This window comes from Streptomyces sp. NPDC092369 (assembly GCF_044755245.1).
GTDB lineage: Bacteria > Actinomycetota > Actinomycetes > Streptomycetales > Streptomycetaceae > Streptomyces.
Window position 1 is genome coordinate 814354 of the sequence record NZ_JBIVQP010000004.1, and the last position, 14962, is coordinate 829315.

Genomic DNA, 14962 nt, shown 5'->3' on the forward strand with positions numbered 1-14962 from the left:
TGCCTCTGGAAAGGAGGTGAAGGACCGCCCCTGGACAGCGCGGTGCCATGTCGGTGAATAGAGTGACAAGGCGGCCCATGGCTTAGTTCAAGACTTGATTTAACTGATGACTTCACCTGTTCGACAACCCCTCGGAACCAGAAATCCTTCAAGTCCTGCACTCCGGGCGCGTATTGACGTGTCGTCCGGGACTCAGCGCACGATGTCGACGAGGTGGGGCACCACACGCGTCAGCCGCACGACACCCCAGAGGATCAGACCCGCGCCGATCGCCTCGGGCAGCAACCACCAGCCGGTACGGATCGTTTCGTCGAACAGGGCGACGCCCAGCAGGAGGCTCACCGCCGCGTCGCCGACCGTGAGCGCGGGCTGCGACGCGGCGAGCGGACCGGCCTGGAGCGAGTTCTCCAGCAGCAGGAGTGCCGCGACGCCGGTGAGCGCGAAGCCGTAGGTCTGCCACGTGGTGAGGAAGGCCGGCAGGCCCGCGTCGGCGAGACGGCTCGTGGCCGACTTCATGAGCGCGGCGGTCAGCGCGTTGCCGATCGCGGAACCCGTCGCCAGGGTGGCGGCACGGAACAGTGGCGAGGTCGAGGACCGTGCGAGCAGCACCACGGTGACGATCGCGCCCAGAGTGAGGATCAGGACCGGAATCCAGCGCAGCATGGACGCCTGTTCCCTGTTCCCCGCCGGAGCCGCCGAGGCCAGGAGAAGGGCGAGTCCGGCCACCACTCCGCCGACCGCCCACCATCCCTGCGAGCTCAGCCGCCGATGCATGAGCGGCGCCGCGATGAGCAGGGCGAAGGGCAGTTCCAGCATGAAGAGGGGCTGCACGAGTGCCATCGGCCCGTTGACCAGGGCGAGCGCCTGGAACAGCGCGGCACCGGTCACTCCGGCGATACCGATGGCCCAGGCGGGACGTCGTACGAGAGCGAGCAGCAGGTGGACGCCACCGCCCCGCGACACCGTCGACGCGGCCTTCCGCTGAAAGGCCGTCCCCACCGCATTGCTGACGGCGCCCAGAACGGCGAAGAGCACGGCGAGCACCATCACGACTCCATGTCCATGGTGGGGTGAGCGCTCGGGGGAGCAGCGACACGGCCGTGTTTCACGGTAGACGTCGAACGAGCGGGAGGCACTCTCGTCGTCATGGCTGTACGTGAGGCACTCTCGTCGTCATGCGGTGCGGCACCGACGCGCGCGGGAACACCCGTACCCCCGGTCTGGTTATAACGTCGACGAAGGTTCGACCACGAAGGAGTGTCTGATGACAGCGGGAACCGAACGAGCCGTACTGGCCGGCGGTTGTTTCTGGGGCATGCAGGATCTGATCCGCAAGCTGCCGGGCGTGGTCTCCACTCGAGTCGGATACACCGGCGGCGACACCCCGAACGCCACCTACCGCAACCACGGTGATCACGCCGAGGCGATCGAGATCGTCTTCGATCCGACCGCGACAAGCTACCGGGACCTTCTGGAGTTCTTCTTCCAGATCCACGACCCGAGCACGAAGAACCGCCAGGGCAACGACATCGGTCGCAGCTACCGTTCCGCGATCTACTACACCGACGCCGAGCAGCAACGCGTCGCGCTGGACACGATCGCCGACGTGGAGGCGAGCGGTCTGTGGCCCGGCAAGGTGGTCACTGAAGTCGAGCCGGTGGGCGATTTCTGGGAGGCGGAGCCGGAGCACCAGGACTACCTGGAGCGCTACCCGGACGGCTACACCTGCCACTTCCCGCGCCCGAACTGGAAGCTTCCGCGCCGCTCCGAGGCGACGACCGGCTGACGCGTCTCGCGCCGATGTCAGTGGTCGGCCCTAGCGTTGTCCTCCACGGAACAGGAATCTGCACCCGGAGGACAGCGCGATGGCCTCGACGCCACAGAAGATCACCACTTTCCTGATGTTCGAGGGCAGGGCCGAGGAGGCGCTGACCTTCTACATGTCGCTGTTCGAGGACGCGGAGATCGTCGACATCTCCCGCTACGGCGCCGACGGCCCCGGCAAGGAAGGCACGGTCGAGCGGGCCACGTTCGCGCTCGCCGGCCAACGGTTCATGTGCATCGACAGCTACGTCAACCACGCCTTCGGGTTCACCCCGGCGGTGTCCCTGTTCGTGGAGTGCGAGACCGAGGCCGAACTCGACCGCCTCTACACCGCCCTGGCAGCGGAAGGCGCGGAGCTCATGCCCCTGGGCTCGTACGGCTTCAGCGCCAGGTTCGGGTGGGTCAACGACCGCTTCGGGGTCTCCTGGCAGCTGAACCTGCAGGAGTGACAGGGACGCTTCAGCCGGCCGCAGCCGTTGTTTTCGTCGTCGCCTTCACCAGTTGCTCGCGGTGCGCCCGAGCCCTGCTCATCAGCGTGTCGAGGGTGTCCCTCGTCTGCACGAGGTCCGCGATGTGCGCGGAGAGCCGCTCTCGTTCCAGCGCCATCCGCTCCAGCGCGGAGTCGGAGTTCTCCTCGCTGGGTGCGTCGACGCAGGGCAGCAACTCGGCGATGGTACGGCTGGACAGGCCCGCGGCGTACAGCGCCTGGATGAAGGCGACCCGTTCGACCTCGTCGTCCGAGTAGTGCCGCTGCCCGCTTGGGCTGCGCGTGCTGGTGAGCAGCCCCTGTTCCTCGTAGTAGCGCACGGACCGGACGCTGACCCCGGAGCGTGACGCGAGTTCGCCGATCCGCACGAAGTACTCCCTGCTTGGTTCTGTCCGACGGGTTCTGCCTGTCTGGTTCCGCACTGAGTCCTGCGTCACAGGCCCTTGCCTCTGACATCGGTGTGAGGTTTTAGCGTAGCCGCCGTACCCGAGACGCGGGTGCGGCGGCTACGCGAAGGAGCCCTGACATGACGACCCTGTTCACCAGCTACCGGCTCGGCGGTCTCACCCTGCCCAACCGGACGGTCATGGCCCCGATGACCCGGGTCCGGGCCGCTGCCGGTGGTCTGGCGACGCCGTCGATGGCGACCTACTACGCCCAGCGGGCCACGGCCGGGCTGATCGTGAGCGAGGGGGTGCAGCCGAACGCGATCGGGCAGTCCAACCCGGGCACACCGGGGCTGCACACCGACGAACAGGTCGAGTCGTGGCGCCCGGTGACCGCCGCCGTCCACGCCAACGGCGGCCGCATCTTCGCCCAGCTCATGCACGGCGGCCGGGTCTCCCACCCCGACACCACCGGTCTGCGGCCGGTCGGGCCCTCGGCCGTCGCCGCCGTGGGCGAGGTGTTCACCCCGACCGGCCCCCAGCCCGCTCCGACGCCCCGCGCGCTGGACACCGCCGAAGTGCCCGAGCATGCGCGGTCGTACGCCGAGGCCGCCCGCCGAGCCGTGGACGCGGGCTTCGACGGTGTCGAACTCCACGGCGCCAACGGCTACTTGATCTCCCAGTTCCTCTCGTCCAACGCCAACCTGCGCACGGACCGCTACGGCGGCCCGATCGCCGGCCGGATCAGGTTCGCCGTCGAAGCCGTCGCCGCCACCATCGAGGCCGTCGGCGCGGACAGGACCGGCATCCGGCTCTCGCCGGGCGGGACGTTCTGGGGAGTCGAGGAGACAGAGGTCCGCGACCTCTACACGGCGCTGCTGACGGAACTGGCCCCCCTCGGGCCGGCCTACGTGCACCTCGAAGCCACCGCCGACGAGGAACTGCTCGTGGCCCTGCGGCGGGCGTGGCCGGGCACCCTCGTCATGAACCCCACGCTTCCCATGGGCCCCAAGCAGACGGGCCGGGACGACGCCGACCACTGGCTCGGCCTGGGCGCCGATCTCATCAGCTTCGGCCGCGCCTTCCTCGCCAACCCCGACCTGGTCGAGCGGCTGCGGGGCGGTCTCCCCATCGCCCCCGTCGACGAGGCCACGTTCTACCAGGGTGGTGACGCGGGCTATCTGACCTACGGGGCGCACCAGTACGCGGCCTGATTCCGAGGCGCGGTCTCCGCAGGCGTCTGCTCGGCGCACTTCCGTGGGATACACTGGATCTTGAGCTGACCGCATCAACTCCGGTCAGCTGGTGCTGCGTCGGTGGTCCAAGGAAAGACGTCCCGCTTCCTGCGGGGAAATGCAGGTGCAAGGCCTGCCCGGCGCTCGATCACAGGGCCTGTCCCGCACTCGGTGCGGGACAGGCCCTGTCCTGTGCTCCGGGACGTCGGCTCAGCGAGTGGGGAAGAGCTGAAGCTTGGCCTTGCGGCCGGAGACCGACTTCACCCAGACCTTCAGGTTGTTGAGCTGGACGGTGCCGCCCGGACTGGTGCTGCCGCTGAGATGCACTCGACCCGAGGTGGCCGACATCTTCACCGAGCGGGAGCTGACGCTCGTGATCTTCAGGCTCGCGAACCCGAACTTGCGGCTGTTGACCTTGATGGTCTTGGGCGCCGACACGGTGATCTTGCAGCGTCCGTCGTAGCAGGGCCCGTGGGCGGCCGCGGATGCCACCGGTGTCATCAGGCCGAAGCCCAGTGCGCCTGTCATGGTGAGGGTTACGGCAGTCGTCGTGGCTCGCCGGCGCATGGTCGTGCTCATCATGGACCTCCAGTTTCAAGGCGGAATCCCGCTCGCCATTTCTAGACGGCACCGCTCGGGACCCCTCCCGAGACGGCTTTCGGGCCCCCTCCCGAGACGGCCTCGGGCTCACTCCCGAGACAGTTCTCGGCCCTCCCGAACAGGCGCCTCGACGAACGATGAGTCTCGACGTGATCGCCGGTCTGTATCCCCGACAGGCTTTGGACGGCACTTCAGGTTCGGGAGAGCGACATGACCACCACCTACACCTTCGACGTCTTCTCCAGCCTCGACGGCTTCGGTGCCGCCGAAGGCGACTGGACCGGCTACTGGGGCAAGCAGGGCCCCGAGTTCCTCGACCATCGCCTCGACCAGTACCGCGAGGAGCAGCGGATGGTCTTCGGGGCCACCACGCACCGGGAGTTCGTGCAGATGCTGGCCGCGAGCACCGAGGACTCCGAGGTGCACGACCCGTGGGTCACGCGGATGCTGAACCTGCCGGCGACGGTGGTGTCGACCACGCTCAAGGAGCCTCTCGACTGGGCGGACGCGGTCGTCGCGAACGGTGACGCCGTCGACGTCGTCGCCGCGCTCAAGAAGGAGTCCGAGGTGCCGCTGCGCTCGCACGGCAGCCTCTCCATGAACCGGGCGCTGATGGCCGCCGGCCTGGTCGACCGCCTCCAGGTGACGATCTTCCCCGTCATCACCGGTCGGACCGGGCTGGCTCCGATCTTCCAGGGCGCGGCCGACTTCGACCTGGAACTGCTCGAGCACAGGACGTTCGAAGGCGGCATCCAGGAACTCGTCTACCGTCCGACCCTGCACGGCTGAACAGCCACGCGCACTGGCTACCCGGAGGGGCCAACTCAGAGCGCGTGCAAGTCGGCACCTGGAAGGCACTGCCCGGGCCGAGCGCCTGACGGAACCGGCGATCGACGGATTCCGGCCGCAAGAGGTCGAGTTCGGCGCGCGGGAAATGACGAAGGCAAGGAGACGCATCTCCTTGCCTGTCTCAAGTTATAGCGCAGTAGGGGGCTTGCGGCAAGGCCCCGGTCGCAGCGCAGAATCGTCGGCCAAGGCCACAACCTGCGGAAATGAGGGCACGACGTGCGAGTGTTGGCGACGTCCGAGGGACGCGGTGACGTCGGACCAGGGGTCGGATCGGCAGTGCGACGACACACGGCCGCAGCGGAGGTGTCGCGATGACCGAGCGGTACGTGCGTGATCTACAGGAGGTCGACAAGACGCAGGTCGCGGTCGTCGGCGGCAAGGGCGCGCACCTGGGCGATCTGTCGCGGATCGACGGCATCCGCGTACCGGCCGGGTTCTGCGTGACCACGGACGCGTACCGGCGGATCATGGCGGAAGCCCCGGCGATCGACGATCTGCTCGACCGGTTGTCGCGCCTGAGCGCCGACGACCGGGAGGCGATCGGCACGCTGAGCGCACAGATCCGGCGGGCCGTCGAAGAGATCGCCGTCCCGGTCGATCTCGCGGCGGCGATCACCGGCGCGCTCGTCCGGTTCGGCGAGCAGGCCGCGTATGCCGTCCGGTCCAGTGCGACAGCGGAGGACCTGCCGACGGCCTCCTTCGCCGGTCAGCAGGACACGTATCTGAATGTGGTGGGGCCGGAGTCGGTCCTTCAACACGTCAGCCGGTGCTGGGCCTCGCTGTTCACCGAGCGGGCCGTGGCCTACCGTCTGCGCAACGGCATCGACCACCGCACGGTCCACATGGCCGTGGTCGTGCAGCGGATGGTGTTCCCGGACGCCTCGGGCGTGCTGTTCACGGCCGACCCCGTCACCGGTGACCGCAAGGTCGCGACCGTGGACGCCGGGTTCGGGCTGGGCGAGGCTCTGGTCTCCGGCCTGGTGAACCCGGACGTCTTCAAGGTGCGGGACGGCGAGGTCGTCGCCAGGGCGATCGCCGCCAAGCAGCGTGCCGTGCGGGCCCTTCCGGCCGGCGGTACCCGGGAGGTGACGGTCGACTCGCAGCGCCAGGAGGAGCCGGCGCTGACGGACGCTCAGGCCGTGCGACTCGTAGGTCTCGGGCGGGACATCGAAGCGCGCTTCGGAAGCCCGCAGGACATCGAATGGTGCCTGGTCGACGGGGACTTCCAGATCGTGCAGAGCCGGCCGATCACGACGCTGTACCCCGTCCCCGAGTCCGGCGACGAGGACAACCACGTCTACGTCTCCGTCGGCCACCAGCAGATGATGACCGACCCCATGAAGCCGCTGGGGCTGTCCATGTGGCGGCTGACGGCCATGGTGCCGATGCACGAGGCCGGCGGGAGACTCTTCGTCGACGTCACCCGGCGCCTGGCCGCGCCCGCGAGCCGCTCCGGCCTCCTGGACCTCATGGGGCGAGGGGATCCGCTGGTCAGGGACGCACTGGAGACCGTCCTGGAGAGTGACGACTTCGTCCCGTCGCTCCCGGACACGGTTCCCGGCGGGCCGCCGGTCGGCGGTGGCCCCACGCCCATCGAGACCGACCCGGCCGTCGTCACCCAGCTGATCGAGCACAGCCGGACCTCCATCGCCGCCCTGGAGCGCGAGATCAGCACCAAGAGCGGACCGGCGCTGTTCGACTTCCTGCTGGAGGCCTTCGAGGAGCACAAGAGGGTCGTCGGTGACCCGCTGAACATCCAGGCGATCATGGCGGGGATGGAGTCCACCTGGTGGCTCAACGACAACCTGGGGGAGTGGCTGGGCGAGAAGAACGCCGCGGACACGCTCACGCTGTCCGCCCCCGACAACATCACATCCGAGATGGGACTCGCGCTGCTCGACGTCGCCGACGTCATCCGGCCGCATCCGGAAGTGGTGGCGTTCCTGCGGGGCGTCGAGGACGACGACTTCCTTGACGAACTGCCGAAGCTCGCGGGCGGGACCGAGGCCCGCGACGCCATCGAGGCCTACCTCGACCGGTACGGCATGCGCTGTGTCGCCGAGATCGACATCACGAGGCCGCGTTGGCGCGAGCGCCCCTCCACGCTCGTACCGGTGATCCTCGACAACGTCAGGAACTTCCGACCGGGCGCCGCCGAGCGGCGCTTCGAGGAAGGGCTGCACAAGGCGCGGGAGAAGGAACAGGACGTTCTGACCCGCCTGCGGGCTCTGCCGGACGGGGAGCGGAAAGCCGACGAGACCAAGCGGATGATCGACCGGGTGCGCACCTTCATCGGATACCGGGAGTATCCGAAGTACGCCATCGTCTGCCGCTACTTCGTCTACAAGCGGGCCCTGCTGGGGGAGGCCGAGCGTCTGGTGCGGGAAGGCGTGCTTCCTGAGCGGGACGACGTCTTCTACCTCACCTTCCAGGAACTGCGCGAAGCCGTGCGCTCGCACCAGGTGGACGGCCGGCTCGTCCAGCAGCGCAAGGACGCGTTCCGGTCGTACCACGCGCTCACCCCGCCCCGGGTGCTCACCTCCGACGGTCTGGCCGTCAGCGGGTCCTACCGGCGCGAGGACGTGCCGGCCGACGCGCTGGTCGGACTCGCGGTGTCCGCCGGGACCATCGAGGGGAGGGCCCGCGTCGTCCTCGACATGGCGGACGCCGATCTCGAAGCGGGCGACATCCTGGTCACGACCTTCACCGACCCCAGCTGGTCGCCGCTGTTCGTCGCCGTCGCGGGCCTGGTGACGGAGGTGGGCGGGCTGATGACCCACGGCGCGGTGATCGCCAGGGAGTACGGTCTGCCGGCCGTCGTGGGCGTGGAGGGGGCCACGCGACTGATCCGGGACGGCCGGCGGATCCGCGTGCACGGAAGCGACGGGTACGTCGAGATCCTCTCCTGACCGCCGGCATCCCGTCTTGATCGACCGCACGGAGAAGCCGCCCCGACCGTGTTCGCGACGAAACGGCACACCCCTGCGGGAGATCGGGTCGGTGCGTCGGTAGTGTCCGCTGCGACGCACCGGGCCCGCGCCACCGCGGTCCGCGAGGAGGAGGATCACCATGGCGGATCGTGGGGACGAGGGCACCGCGGACGAAGCGACGGCGACGCGGCCACCGGAAGGGCGCCGGTCGAGTGCGCGGGACACGGTGCGGCTCGCCGTGGTGATCGGCGCTCTCGGCGTGGTCTTCGGCGACATCGGGACCAGCCCGATCTACACCCTGCAGACCGTGTTCAACCCGAGTGACCCGCACCCCGTCCCGGTCAGCACGCAGAACGTGTACGGCGTGGTGTCACTGATCTTCTGGTCGGTGACGGTCATCGTCACGGTCACCTACATCCTGCTGGCGATGCGCGCCGACAACGAGGGCGAGGGCGGCATCATGGCGCTCATCACCCTGCTGCGGCGCTGGAGTTCACAGCACGGCGGGCGAACTGCCGTGATCCTGGCCGGACTTGGCATCTTCGGCGCCTCGCTGTTCTTCGGCGACAGCATGATCACCCCGGCCATCTCGGTGCTGTCCGCGGTCGAGGGGCTCAAGGTCGTCGAGCCGTCGCTGGGCAGTGCGGTCGTGCCCATCACCGCGGTGATCATCGTGCTGCTGTTCCTGGTGCAGCGCCGGGGAACCGCGGCGGTGGGCCGGGTGTTCGGCCCCATCATGATCCTCTGGTTCACCGTCATCGGCGCGTGCGGGGTGGTCGGCATCACCGACCACCCGGACATCCTCCGGGCGCTGTGGCCGAGCTACGCGCTGGGCTTCCTCTTCGGCCACTTCGGCATCTCCTTCTTCGCGCTCGCCGCGATCGTGCTCGCGGTGACCGGCGCGGAGGCGCTCTACGCGGACATGGGGCACTTCGGCCGCCGCGCCATCACGCGCGGCTGGCTGTTCCTCGTCTTCCCCGCCTGCGTCCTGAGCTACTTCGGCCAGGGCGCGCTGATCCTCGAAGATCCGGACAACATCAGCAGCCCGTTCTTCCTGCTCGTACCCGACTGGGGACGGTGGCCGATGGTCCTGTTGGCCACGGCGGCCACCGTGATCGCCTCCCAGGCGGTGATCACCGGCGCGTACTCGGTCGCCTCCCAGGCGGCCCAGCTCGGCTATCTGCCGAGGCTGCGGATCGCGCACACCTCCGAGTCCACCATCGGCCAGATCTACGTCCCCTGGATCAACTGGCTGCTGATGGTCTCCGTCCTCACCCTGGTCTTCGCCTTCCGCAGCTCCACGGCGCTGGCCTTCGCCTTCGGCATGGCGGTCACCGGCACCATCACCATCACCACCCTGCTGTTCTTCTACGTCGCCCGCGCGAAGTGGGGCACCCCCGTCTGGCTCATCGCGACCGGTGCGACCCTGCTGCTCACCGTCGACCTGCTGTTCGTGGCGGCCAACCTGACCAAGCTCGTCCACGGCGCGTGGCTGCCCCTGCTGATCGGCCTCACCGCGTTCACCGTCATGACGACCTGGCAGCGCGGCCGCGCCATCGTCACCGCCGAACGAGTGCGCCACGAAGGTTCCCTGCGCGAGTTCGTCGACCAACTCCGCGGCGGGGAACGGCCGGTGCTGGAAGTCCCCGGCACGGCCGTCTTCCTCAACCGCGGCAAGGAAACGGCGCCCCTGGCCATGCGCGCCAACGTGGAACACAACCACGTACGGCACGAGCAGGTCGTGATCCTGTCCATCGAGACCGAGCCGGTGCCCCGCGTCCCGGACGACCAGCGGATCACCGTCGACGGTCTCGGCTACGGCGACGACGGGATCATCCACGTCACCGCCCGGTTCGGATACGTCGAGACACCGGACGTCCCCGGCACCCTGGCGTTGGTGGATCCGGCACAGACCGAGGGGCCGTTGCACCTGGAGCAGGCGTCCTACTTCCTGTCGAAGATCGAGCTCCAGCGCGGCAAGGAACCGACGATGGCGCCCTGGCGCAAACGCCTTTTCATCGCCACCTCCTACATCACGGCCGACGCCGCCGAGCACTTCGGTCTGCCCCAGGACCGCACGGTCATCATGGGCTCGCACATCGAGGTGTAGGCGCTGCCGACGGCTTGCCCACGGCCGGTTCGGAGGGGTGGGTTCCGTACGACAGTAGGGGCATGTCCCCACCTGCCGAACCGCGCACCTCCGGCTGGTCCGATGCCGAAACCGGCGGCTGCCTGCTGCTGCTCGTCCTGATGGCGGACGCGATGGCCGCGTGTCTGGCGGCCATCGTGATGGCCGTGCACGGGCTGGGCCAGGGGGATGGCGGCGCCGGACGGAGAACGGTGGAGCCGGCGCCGACGGACTGGACGCCGGTGTGGTGCTGGGGCACTCTCGCCCTGGCCGCCGGTGTCACGGGCGTACTCCTGCTGAGGGTCGGCAACCGTGTCACCGGAACCATCCAACTGACCTTGTGTGTGATCCTCACGGGCACCGTCGTGTCGGCCTGGCCCTGAGCTCGACCGGTCCGCCCGTCAGGAGGCCTTCTCGGCGGCTGCGGGCCGCGGTTCCCGCACGGCGACGCAGTCCTCCGCGTGCACGTCGTGACCGGCGGAGCAGCGCGTCACCGTGTGGACCTCCGCGCCGCAGTCCCGGTGCATGAAGCGCCACGGGGCCCGGTGTCCCTCGGAGACCCAGGTCTCGCCCCAGTCGCGCAGGGACATGATGGCGGCGAAGAAGTCCCGCCCCCTGTCGGTGAGTTGGTACTCGAAGCGCTTGCGCTGGCCGGGTTCCTGGTACGGCACCTTCTCGAGGAATCCGGAGGCGGTGAGGTCCTTGAGGCGGGCTGCCGTGGCGGCCTCGCCGATGCCCACCCGCTCGGTGAAGTCCTGGAACCGACGGGTTCCGAAGAAGGCCTCGCGGAGGATGAGCAGGGACGAGCGGGTGCCGACCACCTCGAGCGTGCGGGAGACCGGGCAGTTGGCCAGGGAGAGCGCGTCTGGGCGCTTCGACAGGTCATCCATGGGAGCAGCCTACCTGCTGACTATTGCTGGGCGAAGTCACGGGTGCGTGCCGACGTCCGGACCGTCGCCCGGCTTGGGCAGCCCTGTCCGGGCGGACGTCGGCACGCGTCCCCCGCAGAGACACTCAGCCGCTCTGACTCGCCTTGGATTCAAGGTTGTTGAGAGCGACAGGGGTCGGCGCGCTCGGCAGCCGATGGCGTACGAAGAGCGCGGACGGGACGGCCACGACCAGCAGGGTGATGCCGCCCACGAGCAGTCCTCGGTGCACGGCGTCCGTGAACGCCTGCGGCACGGCTTCGGTGACGGTCCGGGCGAGGGACGCGGGCAGTCCGGCCCCGCCGCCCCCGTGCGCCGCGCCCGCCACGACGCGGTCGGCGTCCGGGCCGGGAATCCCGGCGTCGACGAGACGCCCGCGCAGGTTGTCGGGGAAGCGGGTGGTGACGATGGTGCCGAGCACGCTGGGGCCGAGGACGTTCCCGAGCTGACGGGCCATGTTGATCGCCGATGCAGCCATTCCGGCCTGCAGTGCGGGGACGCTGCTGACGGCGGCCGCGGACGACGGGGCGACCAGCAGTCCGCCGCCGATGCCCGCCACGAGGAGGCCCGGCCACATGGCGCCGTACCCGTCGAAGGGGCCCACCGAGAGGAGCGCGAGCGCGCCGGCGCCCATGGCCACGAGGCCCACGGTGAGTACCGGGGTGAACCCGAACCGGCGCACCAGGCGCGGTGCGACGGCGCTGACGGCGATGAAGGTGACGAACAGGACCAGCAGCCGCACGCCGACACCGAGGGTCGTGTACTGACGGGCGCGCTGCATGTACAGCACGCTCAGCAGCGCCACCCCGACGAACCCGAACATGGCCGCGGCGGCCACGCCCATCACCGCGCTGAACGAGGCGCTGCGGAAGAGACGCAGATCGAGCATCGGGTCCGCGTGCCGCAGCTCCACCCGTACGAAAAGGGCCGCCGACACGGCGAAGACCACGTACATGGTGATGATCCGAGGCTCCGCGTAGCCGCTCGCGCCGCCCTGGATGATCGCGTAGGTGGCGGAGGCCAGGGTCACCGTGCCCAGCAGCACGCCCGCCAGGTCCAGGCGGCGCGAGGGGTGCTTGCTCTCGTGCACGAACACCGGCGCGAGCGCGGCGGCCAGGGCGCCGACGAGGAGGTTGGTGAGGTAGACCGAGTGCCAGGAGAAGTGCTCCAGCAGGACGCCGGCGATCAGGGGGCCGACGGCCAGGCCGAGGCCCGAACAAGCCGCCCAGGCGCTGATGGCGGTGGTGCGTTCGTGCGGATCCGTGAAGGTGGTGCTCACGATCGTGAGGCTGGACGGCAGTACGGCCGCGCCTCCCACGCCCATGACCGCCTGTGCGGCTATGAGGGTTCCGGGGCTGTCGGCGACGAAGGCGAGAAGGCTGCCGGCGGTGAAGACGACCGCGCCCAGGATGAAGGTCAGCCGCCGTCCGATCAGGTCGCCCAGAGTCCCCGCGGACATCACCAGGCTCACCACGGCCAGGCTGTAGGCACTGGTTAGCCACACCAGGGTGGCCGCCGATATGTGCAGGTCGGCCTGGATGCGGCCGAGCGCCGAGATGGTGCCGGTGATGTTGACGAACGCCATCATCACGCCGAGGCACACCACCATCAGGCCGAGCCACCGGCGGGGAACGGCCCCTCCCTCCTGGGACCCGGGGGGAGGTGGGGCGGTCCGGGAGTCCGGGCCTGCCGACTTCTGACTTTGTGTAGGCATAGCCAGGACCATAGCAGCCTGACTTTGCTAGGCAGAAGTCAGGAGAGGAGCTCTTTGCCGTTCCCGTGCCTCTATGGACCTCGCAGACTTGTTCACTTACTGTCTAGACATGCCTGGACAGGTTCACAAGCATCACCGCATCGCCCGCGTCCTCGCCGACGAGATCCGCTCGGGCGTGCACGCGGACGGCAGCAAGCTCCCCGGGGAGCACTCGCTCAGAGAGCGTTTCGGGGTCAGCCGCACCACCTTGCGGCAGGCGCTTCAGGCGCTCGGCGAAGAGGGCCTCATCGCCACCCACGCGGGCATCGGCTCCTTCGTCACCTTCGACGGAACCCCGCTCGACCACCGGCTCGGCTGGACCAGGGCACTCGCCCAGCAGGGCACCGAACTGACGACCGAGACCCTGCGCTTCGAGGAGGTCACCGACCCGGAACTGGCGGCCGGGCTGGGACTCGCGTCCGACGCGTTCATAGCGCTGGACCGGGTCAGACGGCTTCCCGACGGCCACGGCGTGTCGCTGGAGCACAGCCGGGTCCCGGCCACCGGGAACCTCGCGGGCCTGCCCGAGCGCGGCCTTGAGGAAGGCTCGCTCAGCCGGGTCCTGGTCGGCGCCGGCCGCATCACCGAATCCGGGGAGGGCGTGGTGTCGGTGCGCGGGCTCGACGCGGCCGAGGCGCAGACACTGCGCCGCTCGCCCGGTGAGTCCTTCCTGCGGCTGACCCAGGTCTACCGGGCGGCCGACGGCTCGGTCGTCGAACAGGTCACCAGCCTGCTCGACCCCGCCCGATTCGAACTGCACGTACGTTCCGGTCGAGGAGGACGACAGTGACCGACCGACTGGACCGCGCTCTCGGCGCCTACTACGGACTCGCCCTCGGTGACGCCCTCGGCATGCCCACCCAGGTGATGTCCAGGCAGGACGTCGTCCGCGTCTACGGCACCCTCACCGGCTTCGAGCCCGCCCGCCCCGACAACCCGGTCAGCGCGGGTATGCCCGCCGGATCCGTCACCGACGACACCGACCAGGCCGTCATCGTCGGACGCCTCATCGACGAGGGCCGCGGCCGGATCGACCCGCTGCGCCTGGCCCACGAACTGCTCGCCTGGGAGCAGGAGATGAAGGCCAAGGGCTCCTTCGACCTGCTGGGCCCGTCCACGAAGGCCGCACTCGACGCGGTGGCCGCCGGCGCCTCCGTCACGGAGGCCGGCCGCACCGGCACCACGAACGGCGCCGCGATGCGGGTCACCCCGGTCGGAATCGCCTTCGCCGCCGAGCCGCTCGAGCCCTTCCTCGACCACGTCGTGGAGTCCTGCCAGGTCACCCACGACACGAACGTGGGGATCGCGGGCGCCGCCGCCGTCGCGGCCGCGGTGAGCACCGGAGTGGGTGGGGGTTCGCTGGACGAGGCCGTCGCCGCAGCCGTGACCGCCGCCCGCGCCGGCGCCCGGCGCGGGCACTGGGTGGCCGGTGCGGACATCGCCGCCCGCATCGAGTGGGTACGCAGCCTGGTGCGCGACCTGCCGGAGGCCGAGGCGCTGGACCTGATCGTCGACCTCGTCGGCACCAGCGTCGCCAGCCAGGAGTCGGTGCCCGCCGCGTTCGCGGTGCTCACCGTCGCCGACGGCGAACCCTGGCGGGCCGCACTGCTCGCCGCCAACCTCGGCGGCGACAGCGACACCATCGCGGCCATCGCGGGCGCCGTCGCCGGTTCGGTCACCGGTCTGTCGGGGCTGCCCGCGGACGCCGTACGCACCCTGCGCACCGTCAACTCCCTGGAACTGGAACCCCTCACCGCCCGCCTGCTCACCCTGCGCTGAACACCTCCCTCCCCTTCCTCCCGACTCCCTTCTGCAATCCGCGCTCTCCGCACCCGCAAGGAGGT

General features: G+C 69.6%; 14 protein-coding genes. 9 read left to right on the top strand and 5 right to left on the bottom strand.

Annotated features, from left to right (window positions below; translation table 11 throughout):
* Positions 1 to 192: 192 nt before the first annotated feature.
* On the bottom strand, positions 193 to 1050 hold the full coding sequence (locus ACIQI8_RS27685; protein WP_402355655.1) for a DMT family transporter: 858 nt from the start codon (positions 1048 to 1050) through the stop codon (positions 193 to 195).
* Between the two features lie 214 nt (positions 1051 to 1264).
* Between ACIQI8_RS27685 and msrA the strand changes: the two genes are divergently transcribed.
* On the top strand, positions 1265 to 1786 hold the full coding sequence (gene msrA / locus ACIQI8_RS27690) for a peptide-methionine (S)-S-oxide reductase MsrA (protein WP_402355656.1): 522 nt from the start codon (positions 1265 to 1267) through the stop codon (positions 1784 to 1786).
* Positions 1787 to 1865: 79 nt separating this feature from the next.
* Positions 1866 to 2273 carry a VOC family protein gene (locus ACIQI8_RS27695; protein WP_402355658.1) on the top strand — a complete coding sequence of 136 codons (408 nt, stop codon included), beginning with the start codon at positions 1866 to 1868 and terminating at the stop codon, positions 2271 to 2273.
* A gap of 10 nt (positions 2274 to 2283) precedes the next feature.
* Here ACIQI8_RS27695 and ACIQI8_RS27700 read toward each other — a convergent pair whose 3' ends face one another.
* Positions 2284 to 2679 (bottom strand): MerR family transcriptional regulator, encoded by a 396-nt coding sequence (locus ACIQI8_RS27700; RefSeq protein WP_402355660.1) that lies wholly within the window; start codon positions 2677 to 2679, stop codon positions 2284 to 2286.
* Positions 2680 to 2837: 158 nt separating this feature from the next.
* Here ACIQI8_RS27700 and ACIQI8_RS27705 point away from each other — a divergent pair, with 158 nt between their 5' ends.
* Positions 2838 to 3911 carry an alkene reductase gene (locus ACIQI8_RS27705; protein WP_402355662.1) on the top strand — a complete coding sequence of 358 codons (1074 nt, stop codon included), beginning with the start codon at positions 2838 to 2840 and terminating at the stop codon, positions 3909 to 3911.
* Between the two features lie 231 nt (positions 3912 to 4142).
* On the opposite strand, the gene ACIQI8_RS27710 is transcribed toward ACIQI8_RS27705, so the two are convergent.
* A complete protein-coding gene (locus ACIQI8_RS27710) occupies positions 4143 to 4460 on the bottom strand; it encodes a hypothetical protein (RefSeq protein ID WP_402355664.1) in 318 nt (105 codons plus the stop codon).
* Between the two features lie 282 nt (positions 4461 to 4742).
* Between ACIQI8_RS27710 and ACIQI8_RS27715 the strand changes: the two genes are divergently transcribed.
* The 4 genes from ACIQI8_RS27715 (at position 4743) to ACIQI8_RS27730 (ending at position 10822) form a co-directional block, all read left to right on the top strand.
* A complete protein-coding gene (locus ACIQI8_RS27715) occupies positions 4743 to 5321 on the top strand; it encodes a dihydrofolate reductase family protein (RefSeq protein ID WP_402355666.1) in 579 nt (192 codons plus the stop codon).
* Positions 5322 to 5692: 371 nt separating this feature from the next.
* Positions 5693 to 8290 (top strand): rifamycin-inactivating phosphotransferase, encoded by a 2598-nt coding sequence (gene rph / locus ACIQI8_RS27720; RefSeq protein WP_402355668.1) that lies wholly within the window; start codon positions 5693 to 5695, stop codon positions 8288 to 8290.
* Between the two features lie 160 nt (positions 8291 to 8450).
* A complete protein-coding gene (locus tag ACIQI8_RS27725) occupies positions 8451 to 10421 on the top strand; it encodes a potassium transporter Kup (RefSeq protein WP_402355670.1) in 1971 nt (656 codons plus the stop codon).
* A 62-nt stretch (positions 10422 to 10483) separates the two neighbouring features.
* On the top strand, positions 10484 to 10822 hold the full coding sequence (locus ACIQI8_RS27730) for an inner-membrane translocator (RefSeq protein ID WP_402355672.1): 339 nt from the start codon (positions 10484 to 10486) through the stop codon (positions 10820 to 10822).
* Between the two features lie 18 nt (positions 10823 to 10840).
* Here ACIQI8_RS27730 and ACIQI8_RS27735 read toward each other — a convergent pair whose 3' ends face one another.
* Both ACIQI8_RS27735 and ACIQI8_RS27740 read right to left on the bottom strand, forming a co-directional pair.
* Positions 10841 to 11329, bottom strand: coding sequence for a winged helix-turn-helix transcriptional regulator (locus ACIQI8_RS27735; RefSeq protein ID WP_402355674.1), 489 nt, complete (start codon positions 11327 to 11329; stop codon positions 10841 to 10843).
* 124 nt (positions 11330 to 11453) lie between these two features.
* Positions 11454 to 13079, bottom strand: a complete 1626-nt coding sequence (locus tag ACIQI8_RS27740) for an MFS transporter (RefSeq protein WP_402355676.1) — start codon at positions 13077 to 13079, stop codon at positions 11454 to 11456.
* Between the two features lie 109 nt (positions 13080 to 13188).
* Between ACIQI8_RS27740 and ACIQI8_RS27745 the strand changes: the two genes are divergently transcribed.
* Together ACIQI8_RS27745 and ACIQI8_RS27750 are read left to right on the top strand one after the other, a co-directional pair.
* Entirely contained in the window at positions 13189 to 13908 is a 720-nt protein-coding gene (locus tag ACIQI8_RS27745) for a GntR family transcriptional regulator (protein WP_402355678.1), read from the top strand.
* Positions 13905 to 14897, top strand: coding sequence for an ADP-ribosylglycohydrolase family protein (locus ACIQI8_RS27750; protein WP_402355680.1), 993 nt, complete (start codon positions 13905 to 13907; stop codon positions 14895 to 14897). Before ACIQI8_RS27745 ends, ACIQI8_RS27750 begins: the two co-directional genes overlap by 4 nt.
* The last annotated feature ends 65 nt before the right edge of the window (positions 14898 to 14962 follow it).

Coding starts and splice junctions, on each gene's coding strand:
- ACIQI8_RS27730 (WP_402355672.1), top strand. CDS start 10,484: ATGTCCCCACCTGCCGAACCGCGCACCTCCGGCTGGTCCGATGCCGAA.
- ACIQI8_RS27740 (WP_402355676.1), bottom strand. CDS start 13,079: ATGCCTACACAAAGTCAGAAGTCGGCAGGCCCGGACTCCCGGACCGCC.
- ACIQI8_RS27710 (WP_402355664.1), bottom strand. CDS start 4,460: ATGACAGGCGCACTGGGCTTCGGCCTGATGACACCGGTGGCATCCGCG.
- ACIQI8_RS27725 (WP_402355670.1), top strand. CDS start 8,451: ATGGCGGATCGTGGGGACGAGGGCACCGCGGACGAAGCGACGGCGACG.
- ACIQI8_RS27695 (WP_402355658.1), top strand. CDS start 1,866: ATGGCCTCGACGCCACAGAAGATCACCACTTTCCTGATGTTCGAGGGC.
- ACIQI8_RS27735 (WP_402355674.1), bottom strand. CDS start 11,329: ATGGATGACCTGTCGAAGCGCCCAGACGCGCTCTCCCTGGCCAACTGC.
- msrA (WP_402355656.1), top strand. CDS start 1,265: ATGACAGCGGGAACCGAACGAGCCGTACTGGCCGGCGGTTGTTTCTGG.
- ACIQI8_RS27705 (WP_402355662.1), top strand. CDS start 2,838: ATGACGACCCTGTTCACCAGCTACCGGCTCGGCGGTCTCACCCTGCCC.
- ACIQI8_RS27715 (WP_402355666.1), top strand. CDS start 4,743: ATGACCACCACCTACACCTTCGACGTCTTCTCCAGCCTCGACGGCTTC.
- ACIQI8_RS27745 (WP_402355678.1), top strand. CDS start 13,189: ATGCCTGGACAGGTTCACAAGCATCACCGCATCGCCCGCGTCCTCGCC.
- rph (WP_402355668.1), top strand. CDS start 5,693: ATGACCGAGCGGTACGTGCGTGATCTACAGGAGGTCGACAAGACGCAG.